At 64.3% G+C, this 17,840-nt stretch carries 20 protein-coding genes; 18 read left to right on the forward strand and 2 right to left on the reverse strand.

Going from position 1 to position 17,840, the window contains the following annotated elements:
* The first annotated feature begins 193 nt into the window (after positions 1-193).
* From N0D28_RS05245 to N0D28_RS05255, 3 genes are all read left to right on the forward strand, one after another.
* Positions 194-1,399, forward strand: coding sequence for an ABC transporter ATP-binding protein (locus N0D28_RS05245; RefSeq protein WP_260561321.1), 1,206 nt, complete (start codon positions 194-196; stop codon positions 1,397-1,399).
* Between the two features lie 240 nt (positions 1,400-1,639).
* The gene (locus tag N0D28_RS05250) at positions 1,640-2,395 is read left to right on the forward strand and encodes an ABC transporter substrate-binding protein (protein ID WP_260561322.1); all 756 of its coding nucleotides are present in this window, start codon (positions 1,640-1,642) and stop codon (positions 2,393-2,395) included.
* A gap of 168 nt (positions 2,396-2,563) precedes the next feature.
* Positions 2,564-3,367 carry an amino acid ABC transporter permease gene (locus N0D28_RS05255; protein ID WP_260561323.1) on the forward strand — a complete coding sequence of 268 codons (804 nt, stop codon included), beginning with the start codon at positions 2,564-2,566 and terminating at the stop codon, positions 3,365-3,367.
* Positions 3,368-3,391: 24 nt separating this feature from the next.
* On the opposite strand, the gene N0D28_RS05260 is transcribed toward N0D28_RS05255, so the two are convergent.
* Positions 3,392-3,937 (reverse strand): YceI family protein, encoded by a 546-nt coding sequence (locus N0D28_RS05260; RefSeq protein ID WP_260561324.1) that lies wholly within the window; start codon positions 3,935-3,937, stop codon positions 3,392-3,394.
* A 49-nt stretch (positions 3,938-3,986) separates the two neighbouring features.
* Between N0D28_RS05260 and N0D28_RS05265 the strand changes: the two genes are divergently transcribed.
* The 9 genes from N0D28_RS05265 to N0D28_RS05305 all read left to right on the forward strand — a co-directional run bounded on the left by N0D28_RS05265 (position 3,987) and on the right by N0D28_RS05305 (position 10,432).
* The gene (locus tag N0D28_RS05265) at positions 3,987-4,199 is read left to right on the forward strand and encodes a hypothetical protein (protein ID WP_260561325.1); all 213 of its coding nucleotides are present in this window, start codon (positions 3,987-3,989) and stop codon (positions 4,197-4,199) included.
* A 105-nt stretch (positions 4,200-4,304) separates the two neighbouring features.
* Positions 4,305-5,054 carry a TSUP family transporter gene (locus tag N0D28_RS05270; protein WP_260561326.1) on the forward strand — a complete coding sequence of 250 codons (750 nt, stop codon included), beginning with the start codon at positions 4,305-4,307 and terminating at the stop codon, positions 5,052-5,054.
* 121 nt (positions 5,055-5,175) lie between these two features.
* Positions 5,176-5,724, forward strand: a complete 549-nt coding sequence (msrA, locus tag N0D28_RS05275; RefSeq protein ID WP_260561327.1) for a peptide-methionine (S)-S-oxide reductase MsrA — start codon at positions 5,176-5,178, stop codon at positions 5,722-5,724.
* A gap of 152 nt (positions 5,725-5,876) precedes the next feature.
* Positions 5,877-6,671: a hypothetical protein gene (locus N0D28_RS05280; protein WP_260561328.1), complete on the forward strand. Its 795-nt coding sequence runs from the start codon at positions 5,877-5,879 to the stop codon at positions 6,669-6,671.
* Positions 6,668-6,856: a hypothetical protein gene (locus N0D28_RS05285; protein WP_260561329.1), complete on the forward strand. Its 189-nt coding sequence runs from the start codon at positions 6,668-6,670 to the stop codon at positions 6,854-6,856. Before N0D28_RS05280 ends, N0D28_RS05285 begins: the two co-directional genes overlap by 4 nt.
* Positions 6,853-7,749, forward strand: coding sequence for a TAXI family TRAP transporter solute-binding subunit (locus N0D28_RS05290; protein ID WP_260561330.1), 897 nt, complete (start codon positions 6,853-6,855; stop codon positions 7,747-7,749). The genes N0D28_RS05285 and N0D28_RS05290 overlap by 4 nt, the downstream gene beginning before the upstream one ends.
* Before the next feature lie 10 nt (positions 7,750-7,759).
* On the forward strand, positions 7,760-8,611 hold the full coding sequence (locus N0D28_RS05295; protein WP_260561331.1) for a hypothetical protein: 852 nt from the start codon (positions 7,760-7,762) through the stop codon (positions 8,609-8,611).
* Between the two features lie 79 nt (positions 8,612-8,690).
* Positions 8,691-9,674, forward strand: coding sequence for a 4Fe-4S dicluster domain-containing protein (locus tag N0D28_RS05300; protein WP_260561332.1), 984 nt, complete (start codon positions 8,691-8,693; stop codon positions 9,672-9,674).
* Between the two features lie 14 nt (positions 9,675-9,688).
* Complete coding sequence (locus N0D28_RS05305) at positions 9,689-10,432, forward strand: metallophosphoesterase (RefSeq protein ID WP_260561333.1); 744 nt, start codon at positions 9,689-9,691, stop codon at positions 10,430-10,432.
* Between the two features lie 9 nt (positions 10,433-10,441).
* On the opposite strand, the gene N0D28_RS05310 is transcribed toward N0D28_RS05305, so the two are convergent.
* A complete protein-coding gene (locus N0D28_RS05310) occupies positions 10,442-11,020 on the reverse strand; it encodes a molybdenum cofactor guanylyltransferase (protein WP_260561334.1) in 579 nt (192 codons plus the stop codon).
* A gap of 134 nt (positions 11,021-11,154) precedes the next feature.
* On the opposite strand from N0D28_RS05310, the gene N0D28_RS05315 reads away from it, so the two are divergent.
* From N0D28_RS05315 to N0D28_RS05340, 6 genes are all read left to right on the forward strand, one after another.
* Positions 11,155-12,963: an ExeM/NucH family extracellular endonuclease gene (locus N0D28_RS05315; RefSeq protein WP_260561335.1), complete on the forward strand. Its 1,809-nt coding sequence runs from the start codon at positions 11,155-11,157 to the stop codon at positions 12,961-12,963.
* Positions 12,964-13,080: 117 nt separating this feature from the next.
* Positions 13,081-14,298 (forward strand): saccharopine dehydrogenase family protein, encoded by a 1,218-nt coding sequence (locus tag N0D28_RS05320; protein WP_260561336.1) that lies wholly within the window; start codon positions 13,081-13,083, stop codon positions 14,296-14,298.
* Between the two features lie 196 nt (positions 14,299-14,494).
* Positions 14,495-15,181, forward strand: coding sequence for an aquaporin (locus N0D28_RS05325; RefSeq protein ID WP_260561337.1), 687 nt, complete (start codon positions 14,495-14,497; stop codon positions 15,179-15,181).
* Between the two features lie 35 nt (positions 15,182-15,216).
* Positions 15,217-16,076, forward strand: a protein-coding gene (locus tag N0D28_RS05330) for an IS5 family transposase (protein ID WP_260561338.1) whose coding sequence is annotated in 2 segments (ribosomal slippage) — positions 15,217-15,574 and positions 15,574-16,076 — 861 coding nt in all. Because the reading frame shifts where the segments join, the coding sequence is not laid out codon by codon here.
* 795 nt (positions 16,077-16,871) lie between these two features.
* Entirely contained in the window at positions 16,872-17,447 is a 576-nt protein-coding gene (locus N0D28_RS05335; RefSeq protein WP_260561339.1) for a DinB family protein, read from the forward strand.
* The gene (locus N0D28_RS05340) at positions 17,444-17,818 is read left to right on the forward strand and encodes a hypothetical protein (protein WP_260561340.1); all 375 of its coding nucleotides are present in this window, start codon (positions 17,444-17,446) and stop codon (positions 17,816-17,818) included. Before N0D28_RS05335 ends, N0D28_RS05340 begins: the two co-directional genes overlap by 4 nt.
* Positions 17,819-17,840 lie beyond the last annotated feature (22 nt).

The raw sequence follows: 17,840 nt of genomic DNA on the forward strand, positions 1-17,840 counted from the left end.
CCCGTTCGGGGCGCTGCCTTTGGCAGGTCAGGCCGCCTGCATTCGTCTGTCACACTCTTGTCACACCCTCAGCCCCGCCGTATACTCTCAATGTCCGGTTGGCCCAGGAAAAAGCAATAGGCATTCTCTTCATGTACCCCAATTCGCCGAGGATGCTCACGGCGCAGAGACGGGGCTAAAGGTAGGCGCAATCATGGCAGAAGTGACTCTGGAACACGTATACAAGCGCTACAGCGCCAAGAACGTTGCGGTGGCGGATTTTAACCTGGACGTCGTGGACGGCGAGTTCATGGTGTTCGTCGGGCCGTCGGGCTGCGGCAAGTCCACCACCCTGCGGATGATCGCGGGCCTGGAAGACATCTCGGACGGCGTGCTCAAGATTGGTGACCGGGTGGTCAACGATGTGCCGCCCAAAGACCGCGACATCGCCATGGTGTTTCAGAACTACGCGCTCTACCCGCACATGAACGTGTACGAGAACATGGCTTTCGGCCTGAAGCTCCGCAAGACCCCCAAAGACGAAATCGACAAGCGGGTGCGCGACGCCGCCAAGATTTTGCAGATCGAGCATCTGCTGGGCCGCAAGCCGAAAGAACTTTCCGGCGGTCAGCGTCAGCGCGTGGCGATGGGACGCGCCATCGTGCGCGAGCCGAAAGTCTTCCTGATGGACGAGCCGCTCTCCAACCTCGATGCCAAGCTGCGCGTGGAAGTGCGGTCGCAGATCAGCCAGATTCACCAGCGCCTCGGCACCACCATCATCTACGTGACGCACGATCAGGTCGAGGCCATGACGCTCGGCAACCGCATCGTGGTCATGAAAGACGGCGTGATGATGCAAGTCGATTCTCCGCTGAACCTCTACGATTACCCCCAGAACAAGTTCGTGGCGGGCTTTATCGGCAGCCCCTCGATGAACTTCCTGACCGCCCGCGTGACCGGCGGCCAGTTTGTCGTGGGCAGCTCCAAAGTGGCCCCGCGCGGGCCGCTGGCCGAGAGCATCAAGGCCTACGAGGGCAAGGAAGTGTTCATGGGCATTCGTCCTGAGCATATCGGCGTGCGCGGCATGAGCAACATCCCCGAGGGCGAGAACTTCCTTCAGGGCAAGGTGCTGGTCGTCGAGCCGCTGGGCGCGCAGACCGATTTCATGCTCGAAATTAACGGGCAGACGATGGTGGCCAAGGTCGAGGGCCACGCCCACATCAAGCCCGGCGACGTGGTAGACATTCTCGTGGACAATGCCCGCCTGCACGCCTTCGACACCAGCACCGAACTGGCGATTGACCGGGGCAAGCCGATGGGCACCCGTGGTCAGGCCGACAGCAACGAGGGTGTTGCGGGCCGCGCCGGGAATCAGGTCAACATGGCCAAGGAAACCGTCGTCGTCTCGGCGGACGACTGAAGCATCTGGCCACCTCTCTGGCCTGAGCGCCGAAAATGCTGGCCCCTTCATCGGGGTCGGCTTTTTTTATGGTGTGATCGCTCTGTGCTGCGGCTGCCCCGACTCCGGCGTGGTCCGGCCTGACCCTCCCCTGACGCCCGACTGCGCCTGCTCCTCACCGCCATGCGCTAAATTGTCATCATTCCCACGACTGACCCTGCGGGTCGCCGAGCCGCTCCGGTCTTACTCAGGAGGCCCACTATGAAACGAACCATCCTCGCCCTGACCACCCTGACGCTTCTCGCCGCCGCCGCCCAGGCCCGCACCTGGGACCAGATCAAGGCTTCGGGTACCATCAAGATTGCCACCGAGGGCGCGTTCAAGCCGTTCAACTACTTCGAGGGCAAGAAGCTGACCGGCTTCGAGGTCGATCTGGGCACGGCCATCGCCAAGCAGCTCGGCGTCAAGGTCGAGTGGATCACCCAGCCGTTCGACAACCTGCTGATCGGGCTGGGCCAGGACCGCTACGATTTTGTCATCGCCTCGCACGGCATCACCCCCGAGCGCGCCAAGGCCGTGGACTTTTCCGACCCGCACTACTGCACTGGCGGGGCCATTATCAGCAAGCCCGGCGGTCCCAAGACGGCGGCTGATCTGGTGGGCAAGACAGTGGCGGTGCAGGTTGGTACCACTTACCTCGATAACGTCAGCAAGATCAAGGGCGTCAAGGAGGTCAAGACCTTCCCCAAGGACACCGACGCCGAGGCCGCGCTGATGGCGGGCCGCGCTGACGCCTGGGTGAGCGACAAGTTCCTGGGTCTGGACGCCGTCAAGTCCATGCCTGGCAAGCTGGTGCAGGGCGATCTGCTGTTCCAGGAAAAAATCGCCATGGCCGTCAAGAAGGGCAACGAGAGCCTGGTCAAGGAACTCAACGCCAGCCTGGCCAAGCTCGAAAACAACGGCACCTACGCCAAGCTGAGCAACCAGTACTTCGGCCAGGACATTCGTTGCCGCTGAGCTGAAGTTCCTGGCCTGAGCGTCAGGCCGCGCCCGCGCCCGCTTCCGCATTCAGGAAGTCGGGCGTTTTTCGTTTGCATCGGCAAATTGTGAGATAGTATCCCGAATGCACAACGACTGCGGGCGTCAGGACCAGACCAGAATGGATTCGAGCGGCTGGAGACAGCCTTGAGCGCCCCGGCCCCCAAACCCGCCGTACCGAGGTCTCAACCGCTAGGCGGCTGGACGCTGCTGCTGTGGCTGCTCGGCGCGGGCGTCGCTTTTTACCTGCTGTTTTTGCTGATCAGTGCCGTGCTGCGGATCATGCCTGAACCCATCGGTTCGCGGGCCAGCCTGTTCGTGGACGGCGCGCGGATCACCCTGCTGCTGACCGTCGTTTCGGGCCTGATCGGGCTGGCGGTGGGCCTGCTGGCGGGCCTGATGCGGACGAGTGACAGCGGCTGGGTGCGTGCCCCAGCGGGGGTTTTCATCTGGCTGGTGCGCGGCACGCCGCTGCTGGTCCAGATTCTGTTCGTCTACAACGCGCTGCCGCCCTTACTGCAAACCATCGGCATCAATGTGCAGCTCAACGAGTTCTGGTCGGCGGTGGTCGCGCTCTCGCTCAACGTGGGGGCCTACAACGCCGAGGTCATCCGGGCGGGCATCCAGGCGATTCCCAGGGGCCAGGGCGAGGCGGCGCGCAGCCTGGGCCTCAGCGGCGCGCAGACCATGACCAGCATCATCTTGCCGCAGGCACTGCGGGTGGTGGTGCCGCCGCTGGTCAACAACCTGGTGGCCCTGCTCAAAGACTCCTCGCTGGCCTCAGCCATCGCGCTGGTCGAACTGACATTGGCCGGAACGCGGGTCAGCAGCGAGACCTTCCAGCCGATCCCGGTGCTGACCACTGTGGCCGCCGTGTACCTGGCCCTCACCACCGTCATGACCCTGTTTACCGATCAGCTGGAGCGGCGCATCAAGATTGCCGGGCGCTGAGGGCCGCACCGCTTCTGCGTCCCTTTACGGTGTCTGTAACTTGAAACTGATATTCACCGCGATGCTGCTCGCACCGCCGAGGTAATTGACGCCGAAGTCGTGCGGATTGAACTTGAACTGGGTCGCCACGGCGATGCTGTTGCCCTGGCGTGTCAGCTTGACCGGGGCGCTCAGCGGCTGAGTGACTCCTTTGAGGCTCAACTGTCCATTGACGGTGCTGCTGACCGCCTGGCCTTCGGGCAAACGTCCCAGCCCCTGCACATTCGTCAGCGTGAACACGGCGTCCCTGAACTGGGCCGCTCCCAGCGCTCCGGCCATGTGGTCGTCGCGCAGAGTGTTGCCGGTTTTGAGTGAAGCCACATTCACCCTCACCGTGCCGCCAGCACTGGCGAGGTCGTCGGGATCGATGTCCAGTGCGGCGCTGACTTGGGCGGTCTTGCCCTGAACGGGCACGATGATGACCCGGTAAGCGAAGGTAACCTGGCCGCTGCTGGCCTGGTAGGGCGCGGCGAAGGTCAGGGTGCTCAGCGTCGACATACCTGCGAATAAGCCCAGGCGCAATCGGTTCATGGTTCAGTGTCCCGGTCAGGCGTGAGAAGGAGATGCCCCGTGACGCCCGATGCCGCGTCAGCGTACAGTGCCCGGCGTTCAGCCTGCCTTTCCGCACGACGAGGTGGATGTAATCGGGAGCAGATTTCACGGTTTGCTCGATCAGACTGAGCATGACGCCGCCCGCCACGCCGAGTTCTCTCGGTACGGTGCGCTGCAAGCCAGCCTGCTCCACCCCGGCCAGGCGGCGGCTCAACTGCTTGCGCAAAGCCCTGGCCGCTGAACCCTCACCCGACTCCGAATTGCCGCGCAGCACGGTCAGGCGGGTGCTGGCTGTTCCTGCTGAGGTCACGGCTTTCAGTGTGCCGCCGCCCCTATACTCCTGCGGATGCCCGACTGGACCGTTCTCCTCTATGGCCTGCCGCTGGCCTTCCTCGCTGGATTTATCGATGCGGTGGCGGGCGGCGGCGGCACCATCACGCTGCCCACACTGTTTTTTATGGGCCTGCCGCCCGCGCAGGCAGTGGCGACCAACAAACTGCTGGCGATTTTTGGCTCGGGCAGCGCCACGCTCCAGTACGGACGGGCCGGGCATATCGAGTGGCCGCTGATCCTGCGCCTGATTCCGCTGGCCCTTGTCGGCAGTGCGCTGGGCGCGTATCTGGTGCATTTCGTCGACCCCAATGTCTTTAAGAATCTGGTGGCGGTGGTCATCCTGGGCGTGGGCGTGCTGGTGATCGTCAATAAGAAGTTCGGATTAGAAGACCGCTACCCTGGTCTGACCGGCAAGGTACTGGCTTTGACCCTGCCCGGCACGCTGGTCGTTGGCCTCTACGACGGCTTCATCGGCCCTGGCACCGGCACGTTTCTGATGTTCCTGTTCACGCTCTCGGGCTTCAATCTGATCCGCTCGTCGGGCAACGCCAAGGCCATCAATTTCGCCACCAACGTGGGTGCGTTCATCTTCTTTTTGCTGGGCGGCAAGATGATCTTCTGGATCGGGCTGCCGATGGGCGCGGCCAACGCCCTGGGCGCTTATGTGGGCGCGCGCCTGGCGATGCTGCGCGGCTCGGCCTTCATCAAGGTGATTTACGCCCTGATCGTGCTGCTGGTGTCGGCGCGTCTGTTGATTCACTGAGCGGATGTGCTGGGCCGGTTTACCGGGTAGCCTCGCTCAGCCGAATTGACTAAAGTTTCCTCAAGCTCCAAAGGTGCCACTTCCCGCCTTGTCGCCCTCCCCGGCGCGGCAGACTGATTCCATGACTGATTCACCCAACCTTCAAACGGCCATCCTCGCCAGCGGCTGCTTCTGGTGTACCGAGGCAGTGTTCGAGAACGTCAAGGGCGTTCACAAAGTCGAGAGCGGATACATCGGCGGCGAGGTCGCCAGTCCCAGCTACGCCCAGGTCTGCACCGGCAGAACCGGCCACGCCGAGGCAGTGCGCCTGACCTTTGATCCCAGCGTCATTCCTTACAAGGATGTGCTGGGCATCTTCTTCGCCACCCATGACCCTACCCAGCTCAACCGCCAGGGCCACGACGTGGGCACCCAGTACCGCTCCGCCGTGTTCTACCAGTCGGAAGCCGAGAAGGCCGAGGTGCAGGCCTTCATTGACGACCTGAGCGCCCAGCACGTCTATGACAGGGCCATCGTGACCACCCTGGAACCGGCCAGTCAGTTTTATGTGGCCGAGGACTACCACCAGCAGTATTTCGCCAACAACCCCACCCAGCCGTATTGCGCGGCGGTCATCACTCCCAAGGTGATCAAGTTCCGCAAGAGCTATTCGCAGTACCTGAGTGCCTAGCCCTGCCGCTGTGTCCGTGCGCCTGCCCCCAGTGGGTGGGCGTTTTTTTGGTTTGCCCGTGTGCGGGTTGAAACGTTAGGCAGCCGGGCCGCGTATTCTGAACCAAAGTAGGCCAAGTCTGTGGAGAGACCGAGTGAATGGGGAGGAATGTCATGATCGAGAAACCCGGCACGCAGAATATCCAGACCACCAGATCGGGGCCGAGCATCATCGTCACGACCATTCTCGGGGTGCTGGTGCTGGCGGCCATTGCAGGCGCGGCCATCGCCGTGTTCAACGTGGCGCTGACCACCGTGACCATTGCCGCTTTCATCATTGCCGTCGTGGCCTTCGTGGTGCTGTGGCCCGCCATTCTGCTGGGCCTGCGGGCGACCCGCACCAAGGTCGAGGAAACGGTGGCCCGCGCCCTGCCCATCGAAACATTAATTGCCAAGCGCGGCGACATGGAAAAGCTGATCGCGCAGAAGGGCCAGCAGCTCGCCAACGCGCGCGGCTACCTGCAAGACTTCAAGCGGGTCATCGACGAGAGCCGGGGCCAGTTGCCGGAAGCCGACATTGCCAACTGGCAAAACGAACTCGGTGCCAGCAACGCCGCCTTCGCCCAGGCCCAGACCTACTACGCGACCATGCAAGACGATCTGCGCGAGTTCGATCTGGTCATCAAGAAGGCCCGCATCGACATGCGGCTGGCTGAGGCGCGCGGCAATGTGGCCGGTGCCTTGCAGGTGGCCCGCCTCAGCGTTGCGGAGCAGCACACCACCGAGGCGGCCCTGTCGGAAATCACCCGCCGCTCCGGGCGCACTGCCGAACTGCTCGACGCCGCGCTGCTGACCCAGGCGACCAATCAGCAGCGCCGGGGCGGCGTGCCCCTGCCGGATCTGTCGGCCAGCCTCGGCTGTGAGTCCATCAGCGCAGAGCCGCTCAGCATCAGGACAGACAAGCCGTGAGACGCCCCGGCCTGCTGACCCTGCTGCTGCTGGTCATCTTGCTGCTGTGTGCGGGCCTGATCTACCTCGACCAGACCGGAGCGCTGGGCGGCGCGGGAACGTCGAGTTCGTTTGGTCCTGGCCCGACCCATTCCGGCTCGTCCGGTTCCGGCACCACCAACGATCCTTACGGAGGCCTGAAATGAAGCGCTCGATTTTGAATCCTCTGGCCCTGAGCAGCGCAGTGCTGCTGGGCCTCGGCGGCCCGGCGCTGGCCCAGACCAGCAGCGTGCTGAACGTCGCCACCGGCAGCAAGGGCGGCACCTACGCCACCATGTACAAGAACCTCGGCGACATCTGCACCTCGGCGTCGTGGCTGCGCGAGCGTCAGACCTCCGGCAGCGTGGAGAGCGTGGACCTGCTGCTCAGCAACCAGGTGTCGCTGGCTTTCGTGCAGCTCGACGTGCTCAAGGCCCGCGACCAGATCGACGGCGACCCCCGCGCCAAGGAGATTCGCACCCTGCTGCCGCTGCACCAGGAAGAAGTCCATCTGATCGCCAGGAAGCCGACCAAGGGATTCCTGGGGCGTGTCAGCGGCGTGACCAAATTCAGCGAACTCGCCAGGAAGAAGGTGGGGGCCTGGGGCGGCAGCGTGGTCACGGCCAACGTGCTGCGGGCCAAGTCGGGTGTGAACTTCGAGGTCAGCGCCTACCCCACCCGCGACGCCGCCCTCGCTGCCCTGGGCAATGGGCAGGTGGACGCCGTGCTGGCGGTGGTGGGCCAGCCCGCCGACTGGGTCAAGGCCCTCAACCCGCAGCAGTACAACCTGCTGCCCCTGGACATCAGCCCCGACAAGGTGGGCGGCTTTTATCAGAAAGCCAAGCTGATCTACCCGGATTTCGGCGCGGCGGTGGACACCTACAGTGTGCAGAGCCTGCTGGTGACCCGCAATTTCAAGACGCCCGAAAAACGTCAGCAGCTTCTCAAGTACCAGGCCTGCGCCAGGGCCAAGCTGACCAGCTTGCAGGAAGACGAGGGCATGCATCCCAAGTGGAACGACGTGACCTTCAAGGCGGCGGGCTGGCCGGACTACAAATGAGGTGCGGCAAATGAGAATGGGTGCTCAGACCGTGCTGCTGGCGCTGGCCGTGCTGACGGCCCAGGCAGCCCCGGCAGGTGCAGGCAGCCAGAAGACCCAGAAAATCACGCCCAGGGTGGCCCGCGAACTGCTGGCTCCAGTCTGCTCCAGCGGGGCCGCAACGGGAGCCTGCACGCCCTGCCCGGCGTTTACCTCATTTCATGACAATACGGGAGAGGGACTGACCCCTACCGCTGTCAGCTATGGACACTTCACTGGTTCCAGGCTGACTGACGCGCTGGTCGATATGGACGGCTGTGAACCGCACGTCAATAACTTCGGGGGCAGCCTGCTGCTGCGCTGGCAGGGTCTGACGAGCTGGAAGCTGCTGCGCTATGTTCAAGGGATTCGCACGGGTCAGTGCCTGAAGGTTCCTGCCGCAGGGGGGCGCGACCTGCTGCTGTGTCAGGGCAATTACGGCGGCATGGGCACCGTGGTTGAGAATCTGGTACTGCTGGACCTGGCACAACCGGACGTGCTGACCCAGAATTTCTTCAGCACCTACGACACCGCCGAAGCCTGCTCACCCACCGGCAGCATTCAGCACATCGTGGACTGGAAGCTGCTGCCGGGGCGGGGCGGCGCTGCTGGGTCGAATGTTTCGGGTCTGGAGGTCAGCATCAAATCGGCGACCTTCACCCGCGCCCAGGGCGACACCAAGGCGCACGATCCGTGTGCAGGCAAGCTGAGCGCTGCGCCCAGCCGAATCTACCGCCTGAGCTACACCTTCAGCGGCAGCCGCTTTGCTTTGCTGCCCGCCGCCCGGCCCGCTGTGGCCGCCCTGACACGCGACAACCCATACTTCGCCGGAAACGCGCCGTAAGAGAGGCCCGAACCTGAGCTGACCCCGCATCTGCCCTGGCCATACATCCGGGCGGCCCGGCGCAGTGCATACTTTGCCCATGTTAGAAGGGATGTTCAAATTGCTCGGCGAGTACGGCAACCCCGTGCCGCGCTACACCGGTCAGCGCTGTCTGGTCGAGCGGATGGCAGTGGGCGGCTGCGATCTGTGCCAGCAAGCCTGCCCGCACGAGGCCGTGAGCATCGAGCGCGGCGTGAGTATCGATCCGGTCAAATGCACCAGTTGTGGGCTGTGCGTGCAGGTGTGTCCTACCGGCGCACTCGAATATGACGTGACCGCCACCCTGGGGGCCATCAAGGCGCACGGAGAAAGTGGAGCCACCCTGACCTGCTCGCAGAGCGGCGCGGGCGGTCAGAGCCTGCCCTGTCTGGGCCGGGTGACGCCCAGCGCGGTGGTTGCCAGCGCTGCCTGGGGCATTGAGCTGACCCTGCTGCATGGTGACTGCCCAACCTGCGTGGTGGGCCGCCCGGACGTGCCGGAGCGCCTCTCGGCGGTGGTCGCTGAGGCCCAGCAGCTCAGGGCCGCGACGGGGCGGCTGGCCCGCGTCACCATCCGCAAGGCGTCGGGCGAGCAGCTCAAGGGGCCGCAGGTCTCGCGCCGGGGCATGTTCGGCGCGCTGGCACGCGGTGCGGGCCGGGTGGTGGCCCAGGTCATTCCTGAAAGCCCGCTGCCGTTCGTGGACTGGAGTGTGCCGGAGGAGCGCCGCCCCGCCGAGTGGCTGTGGCGTCGGCGGGCACTCAAACCCACCCCCGCACCGGACACGCTGGTGGCCTGGGCCTCGCCGCGTATCGGGGAGGGCTGCATCGACTGCCCGGTATGCACCAATGTCTGCCCCACCGAGGCGATTGAGCGCGAGGTGGAGCCGGACGGGCGCATCACCCTGCACCTCGATCTGACCTCCTGCACGGGCTGCCGGGCCTGCGCTGCTTCCTGCCCGCCGCAGGTCATTGTGATGTCGCCGGACGTGCCGGAAGGGTCCTTCGGCGCGCCCATGCTGCTGCGCGAGGGCGGGCAGCTCTTTTGATGCCCAGTGGTTTGATGGCCAGTGGATTTGATGTGATTGGCGACGTTCACGGTTGCCTGCCCGAATTGCTGACCCTCCTCACCAGGCTGGGCTACACGGGGGCAGCAGACCTGCGTCTCACCGCGCCTGCTGGCCGCCGTCTCGTTTTCGTGGGTGATCTGGTCGACCGGGGGCCGGATACGCCGGGCGTCTTGAAGCTGGTGATGGAAGCCGTGTCGGCGGGTCAAGCCCTGTCGGTGTGTGGCAACCACGACGAGCGGCTGGGCCAGGCGCTGTCGGGCGGCCACATCCGCAAGCCGAGCCCGCGCCTGACGCAGAGTCTGGAGCAACTTTCGGGCGAGTCGCCGACCTTTCGCCGCCGCGCCGCCACCTTCCTGCTGGGCCTGCCGCCGCGCCTGATGCTGGACGGGGGCCGCCTGCTCGTCGCCCACGCCGGGGACCGGGCTGACCTCGGCGGCAGCCAGCGGGGTGAGTACAACGTGCATGGCCAGGACTGCGGCGAGCTGGCCGCCTTCGGCCATCTGCGGCGTGAGGACTGGGCGGCGCTGCACAGCGGTCCGCATCTGATCGTCAGCGGCCACAGCCCGGTGCGTCAGCCCACCTGGTCTGGCCAGCGCGGCACGGGAGAGGCCCTCAACCTCGATACCGGCTGCGTCTACGGCGGCGCGCTGACGGCCCTGCGCTACCCGGAGCGCGAGCTGGTCAGTGTGCCTGCCCGGCGGGCCTACGTTCCCAGTCGCCTGTTCCAGAAGGTCTAGCCCCAAGGTTTACCCCAGGTCTTCTACCCGGTTCACGTTCCGGTAAGCCCTCGGCGCGACTTCTTCCAGCTCGGCCCAACTGACTTCCGTGACGCTCAGCCGCTCCAGCAGGGCCAGTATCCGCCGCTCGCCCGCGTTCAGCAGCGCCGTGACCTGCCCCAGTGCCGAGGTGTGGTACAGCGCCGCCAGCGGTTGCCTGCGCCCGTCCGCGCTCAGGCCGATGACCGCCTGAGTGCCGGGCTGGATAAATGCCGAGAGTCGGAGCCAGAATCCGGGCGTCAGGTGCGGCAGGTCCACTGCGCTGAAGGCGGCCCAGATGCCGGGGTTCAGCGCGCCCAGCCCGGCCTCCAGCCCGGCCAGCGGCCCCTCGGTGGGGCGGGTGTCGGGCACGGATTGCCAGCCGCCCAGCACGTACTTTCCCGGCGGCGCGACGAGCAGGCGGGGCGAGCAGACGGACAGGCTCAGGGCCACCCGCTCCAGCAGTGTGTGCCCGTCCAGTACGGCCAGTGCCTTGTCGCGGCCGAAGCGCCGGGACGCGCCGCCAGCGGTGATGATGGCGGCCAGTGGAAGCGGTGTGGTCGAAGTCACACCCGCAGGCTAGCTCAGTGCTCCTTCTCATGAACGGGCGACCATCAACGGCTGGCCTCTGCTGACGCTTTTCGCTTAAGGTGGACGGTAAATTCACCCGCCAGTTTCTTCCCACCTGCTTTTCAGGAGAATCCATGCTCATGAAATCCTTTTCTACCGTTGCCCTGGCCCTGCTGACCCTGGGCCTGGGAGCCTGCGCCGAACCCGTCACGCCGGAGTTGTCCTACGGCGGCACCCGCATTCACAACATTCAGGGCGCGACGCCCGACGCCGATGTGGCCTCACCCAAGGTCGGCGAGCAGGTCAGTATCGAGAGCATCGTGGTGGGGGTCTTTCCCGGCCTCGGCGGCTACGCCATGCAAGACGCTGACAGTGTGGCCGATAGCGATCCCAATACCTCCGAGGGGCTGTTCGTGTTCTGCGGCATCGCCGCTTCCAACACCACGGCCACTTGCGGAGGAGTCAAAATCGGGGACCGGGTGAAGGTGAGCGGCACCGTCAAAGAATTTGCCAAGGGCACCCAGCTCGACAGCGTGACGGCCCAGACAGTGGTGGCCCCGAATCAGCCGCTGCCCAAAGCAGTCACTGTGACCCTGCCTTACAGCGGCGGCTGGGAGAAGTACGAGGGCATGCGCCTGAGCTTTCCGCAGACCCTGACCGTGACCGACAACTACGGCTATGGCCGCTACGGGCAGCTCGGCCTCAGCGCGGGCGGGCGGTTGTTCAATCCCACCAACGGCAACGACACCTCAACCCAGGCCAGCAATGACCAGCGCAAAATTGTCATCGACGACGGCGTGAGCGCCCAGAATCCGGCGGCCCTGCCTTACTTAGGTACCCAGACGAATGGTCAGCAGACGCGGCGAACCGGCGACACGGTTTCGGGCGTCAGCGGCGTGTGGGTGCAGAACGCGGGCGGCTACCAGCTCGAACCCGTCGAAGTGCCGGTGTTCACGGCGGCCAACCCGCGCCCGGATATGCCTGCGGCGGTGGGCGGTAGCCTCAAGGTGGCGGGCGCGAACGTGCTCAACTATTTCACCGACCTCAACCCCACCTACGGCAGCAGCGGGCCGCGCGGGGCCAACTCGGCGGGCGAGTTCGAGCGCCAGCAGGTCAAGATCGTGGCGTCCCTGAAGGGCCTCAATGCCGACATCGTGACCCTGATGGAAGTCCAGAACAACGGCGACACGGCGCTCAGTGCGCTGGTGGCGGCCCTCAACAGAGAGGTCGGGGCGGGCACCTACGACTCCATCAAGACCGGCACCGTCGGCAGCGACGCCATCCACGTCGCCATCATCTACAAGCCCGCCCGCGTGACCCCGCAGGGCGCAGTCCAGATCGACACCAACCCGGTCTACTCGCGCCCCCCGGTGGCCCAGACTTTCAAGGACACCCAGGGCGGCGTGCTGACGGTTATCGCCAACCATTTCAAGAGCAAGGGCAGTTGCGACAAGTCCGACCCCGATCTGGGCCAGGGCTGCTGGAACAAGCTGCGGGTGCAGCAGGCCACAGCGCTGCTGGCCTTCGTGGACAGACTCAAGACCCTCAGCGGTGACCCCGACGTGCTGGTGATGGGCGATCTCAACGCCTACGGCAACGAGGACCCGGTTCAGGCGCTGACCCAGGGCGGCTTCGAGAGCCTCAACAAGCGCATTCCCGCCGCTGACCGCTACAGCTACCAGTTCAGCGGACAGTTTGGCTACCTCGACCACGCGCTCGCCAGCACCAGCCTGAGCGCCCAGGTGACCGGCATCACCGAGTGGCACATCAACAGTGACGAGCCGACGGTGGCCGACTACAACTTCGAGTTCAAGAGCGTCCCCGGCTGCGCCCTCAACACGCCCAAGGGCAACACCTGCACCGGTCAGGACCTCTACGGTCCCGGCCCCTTCCGCGCCAGCGACCACGACCCGGTGCTGGTGGGCCTGAATCTCAGCAAGTAACGGCACGTCAGAAATCAGCCCAGCAGAAATCAGCTCAGCATGGCGCTCCCCTCGGCGGGGGCGTTTTGCTTGATTGACGGGTCGTCCATTCTTCCAGAATCCCTTAGACTGCCTGGCATGAGCAGAATCATCATCATCGGCGCGGGCGGCGTGGGCAACGTCGTCGCCAAGAAGTGCGCCCAGAACGACAGCGTGTTTACCGAAGTGCTGATCGCCACCCGCACTGTCAGCAAGGCCGACAAGATCGTGGCCGAGATTCACCAGCATCTGCCGAACTCGCAGACCCGCTTCAGCACCGTCAGCGTGGACGCCGACAATGTTCCGGCGCTGGTGGAACTGTTTAATGCATTCAAGCCCGAACTGGTCATCAATGTGGCGCTGCCCTACCAAGACCTCACCATCATGGACGCCTGCCTGGAAACCGGCGTGCATTACCTCGACACCGCCAACTACGAGCCGCTGGACGTGGCCAAGTTCGAGTATTCCTGGCAGTGGGCCTACCGCCAGCGCTTCGAGGAAGCCGGGCTGATGGCGCTGCTCGGCTGCGGCTTCGATCCCGGCGCGACCAACGTGTTCACCGCCTGGCACGCCAAGCACCACTTCTCCGAGATTCACTACCTGGATATCGTGGACTGCAACAACGGCGATCATGGTAAGGCGTTCGCTACCAACTTCAACCCGGAAATCAACATCCGTGAGATCACAGCCAACGGGCGCTACTACGAGAACGGCGAGTGGGTCGAGACGGCCCCGCTGGAAATCTCGCAGGACATCTATTACCCCAAAGTCGCCACCCGCAAAAGCTTCGTGCTGTATCACGAGGAACTCGAATCGCTGGTGCTCAACTTCCCGACCATCAAGCGCGCCCGCTTCTGGATGACCTTCGGCGAGAGCTACATCAAGCACCTGAGCGTGCTGGAAGGGATCGGCATGACCAGCATCGTGCCGATCGACTTCCGGGGCCAGAAAATCGCGCCGATCGAGTTCCTCAAGGCCGTGCTGCCTGTCCCCGAATCGCTGGCCGAGAACTACACCGGGCAGACCTGCATCGGCGTGCAGGCCAAAGGACTGGGGCTCGACGGCCAGCCGAAGGTCCATTTCGTCTACAACGTCTGTGACCATGCCGAGACCTACAAGGAAGTGCAGGCCCAGGGCGTCAGCTACACCACGGGCGTTCCGGCCATGATCGGCGCGGCGCTGATGCTCACAGGCGTCTGGAAAAAAGTTGGCGTTCACAACGTCGAGGAGTTCGACCCCGATCCGTTCGTGGCCGAGATGAACCGCTGGGGCCTCAAGGTGGACGAGCTGGCGGACATCGAGCTGGTCAAGGGCTGAGTTGAGTGGGAAGGTCAGACGAGGGCCGGTAGTTAATTAGATGGCTAAATAATTCTGCTAGAGTGGATGGGATGAGTGGAAGAAAGCGTCTTTATAGCTTGGCGTTCTGGGCCACCACGCATAAAACGAAGGACTCTTCACGCAAGTCGGCACCATCAACCCAAAGGCGCTCGCCTGGAGCCATACGAGGAGACGGATGACCACCGAACCGATGACCACCGAACAACTGCCAGATGCCGCGCATACACTCCTTCAGCGCCTCACTGCCGAGGCCATCGGCACTTTCCTGCTGGTCACCTCGGCGCTGCTCGCGCCCGCTGGCACCACCTTCGCCGTCGTCGGCCTGACGTTGGGCGTGATGGTCATTGCCATCGGCAAGGTCTCGGGCGCGCAGATCAATCCTGCCGTGACCACCGCATTGATTGTCGCCCGTCAGTTTCCACTGCGAGACGGGCTGCAATACATGGTGGCGCAGATTATCGGTGCCACGCTGGCCATGCTGCTCCAGACCAGCTTGCTGAGGGGCCTGGGCCATCCGGCAGGTGCGGTGCCCGCCAACACGGGGTACTGGCTGGCCGAACTGCTGGGGGCCTTGATCCTCACCTTCACCGTCACGCGGGTGGTGGTCAGCAAAGCCACAGACGCGGCGGCAGCCCTGGCCATCGGGCTGGCACTGGCGATTGGAATTGGCGTGGCTGGGGCCTTCAGCGGCGGTGTCCTCAATCCGGCCATCGCCCTGTCACTCATGTTCGGCGGCCTGATCAGCGTGAGTCACGGTCTGCTGTATATCGTCGCCCCGCTTGTCGGCGGTGTGCTCGGTGGCCTGCTGGGCCGGTTCCTGGCCTCGCCCGCCGAACTCTACGTGCCTGCCGGACGCCGCTAGGGTCTGTCTGGCTAAGTTTGATAGAGTCGTCTGTCATGGGCAGAACAGATCTCACGCCGGAACAATGGGCAAAACTGGAGCCTGAATGGCCAGGTAACCCCCGGCACGGACATGCCTACAAGCCGCATCTGCCGGTCATCAATGGCATTCTCTGGCGGCTGAAGACGGGAGCACCGTGGCGGGACATCCCAGAACGGTATGGCCCCTGGGAAACGTGTTGGGATCGCTTCACCCGCTGGTCACGCGATGGCACCTGGAAACGCGTCCTCGTGGCCCTCCAGGTCAAGGAAGATGCTCAGGGAAAGATTGATTGGGACGGCGCGTCCCTGGATAGCACCAGTTGTAAAGCCCACCGCGCTGCGGTGGGCGCACGAAAACAGCCAGCTAAGCTGGAAAAAAGGGGGCACTCAACGATGAGTGGCTCGGCATCAGCCGTGGAGGACGAAACAGCAAGATCCACGTGCTGACCGAGGGAAAACGCCGCCCGTTGGCCGTGCTGGTGTCGGAGGGTCAGGCCAGCGACCCGACCTACCTGCTTCCCCTCCTTGACGAGGTCTGCATCCGGCGGCCCGGTCCGGGCCGCCCTCGGAAGCGTCTGCCGATGGTGCGCGTAGATCGTGCGTACGGTGCACGGAAGTACCGTCAGCAACTGCGGAGCCGCAAGATCGTCTGTGTTTGTCCTGAACGCAAGGATGCCAAGAAAGCGCGGTTGAAGAAGGGCAGTCGTGGAGGTCGGCCCCCGAAATTCGACGCTGAAGCCGACAAGGGCCGCCAGGTGGTGGAATGCAACATCAATCGGCTCAAGGATTTTAGAGCACTCGCCACCCGCTACGAAAAACGTGGACATCAGTTTTTAGCCGTTGTACACGTTGCGTGCATTGTCCTCTGGCTCTGAAAACTCAGCCAGACAGACCCCTAGAGCCGTTCCAGCCTGAGCATCACAATTTAAGAAGCGGTAAGGGAGCGCGGGCTGAGCCTGCGCTTTGCTTTGTCGCAAAGAATTGCGCTTATGGCTGCGGGCCTCCCCCCGAAACCGTTGCGTTACCGTTCAATCGGAGTCGGGATGAGACTGAACGAACAGCACAGCGAGGGTCTGTCCCTGGTTGCCCTTTCGGTGGTCGGGGGTATTGCCTGGTCGGCACGGTCTACCTCGCAGTTGTTCATCTTCTGTCAGGCGGCAGCGGCAATATTTGCTGGCAAGTGACGAAGAGCCCCGCTCGACCGCTGGCCCAGCGAGCGTCTCCGCAGCGGGCCGAGTCTGCCTGGGCGCTGCGGATGGCTGGCCCGCACCCTCAATATGCTGAGCGTCACCTGCGCGGACATCGGTCAGGCGGAGCGGTCCAGCAGATGCCTGAAAGAGCAGCTCGGTCTGGGGCAACGCCTGGGCGACACCGACCTTCAGGCCCAGGGGTGAGACCTTATACTGATTCCGCTTAATTTCAGTACACCCCGCAAAAAGCGCGGGATGCACTTCCACAACTCAGAACCAGTATCTTGTCCTACTCACGTTGGTCGGATTAGATCGCGTCCAGCACACAGATGCTGAACACGATCCAATCGGAATTCGTATTACTCAACGGCCTGCGGCAAGCCGACGGGCGGATGTATGCGGCCAAGCGCGCGGCCCGCGACCAGGGGTGACGGCCCCAGAAGTAAGTCTGGCAGCGGTGAACTGCTCTAGACTGCCCGCATGACCCAGACCGAATACGATCAGCGCCTCGCCTGGCTGCGGGCTTTCGGCAAGACGCCTGCGGAAGTGTCCGAGCGCCTGGAGCACGAGTCCAGCCTATTCACGGCGGTGGTGGCCCGCGCCCAGCCGCACTGGCACACCCAGTTGCCGGAGCGCACTTGGACGCCCGCGCAGGAAGTCGAGCACACCATCCTAGTGAGCGAGGGCAGTGCCAAGGTGGCCGCGTTGCTGCTCTCCGACAAGCCGCTGAGGCCCACGCCGCAGCAGGTGATTGAACCTGACGCGCAGGGCCGCCGCCAGGCTCCCCCCGGCACCGTGCCCGGCGGGGGACAGGCCTGGACGGAACTGGAACCGCGCTACACGGCTTCGCTATCCGCTCTGCAAAGTGCGGCGTTGCGGGCACAGGACGGTTCCGAGCGCAAATTCTGGCATGGCGCGATGGGCGAGCTGACGGCGCTCGACTGGCTCCGGATGGCGGCTTATCACGTTCGCCACCACCGCAAGCTGCTGGACGTGGGCCTCAGCATGCTCGAGGCTGGCACGCCCGAGACTGGTATTGTGGAGGTTGGCGCTTGAGCACTGAGCCGCCCTCCAAAGGGGTGCGGGGCTTCGAGTTCGACGCCCACATCACGCTCAGCCGTCCGCGCCCTGCTGGGGAGGTGCGGAGTTTACTGCGCGGTTTCAGCGCTCACGTCGAGCCGTACGGCACCGAGGAAGTGCGCGGCGCGCGCGTCACTGGGCAGGTGGAGCGCGGGCTGGCATCTGAGCAGCTCCGCGCCCTGCTGGAGAGTGGTGACGCGACCCGCATCGAGATCGGCCTACGCGGATTCCTACGGTCGGTAACCGGACAGACCGAGTGGATGCCCTGGCGGCGCAACGTGGTGCTGAGTAGGGGGGAGTGGGCCAAGGTGGGCTTCGAGGAAGGATTGCGCTACGTGCTGGAATAAAGGAGTGAGCGTGCAGGAGCGC

Origin of the sequence: Deinococcus rubellus (assembly GCF_025244745.1) — a bacterium.
Taxonomy (GTDB): domain Bacteria; phylum Deinococcota; class Deinococci; order Deinococcales; family Deinococcaceae; genus Deinococcus; species Deinococcus rubellus.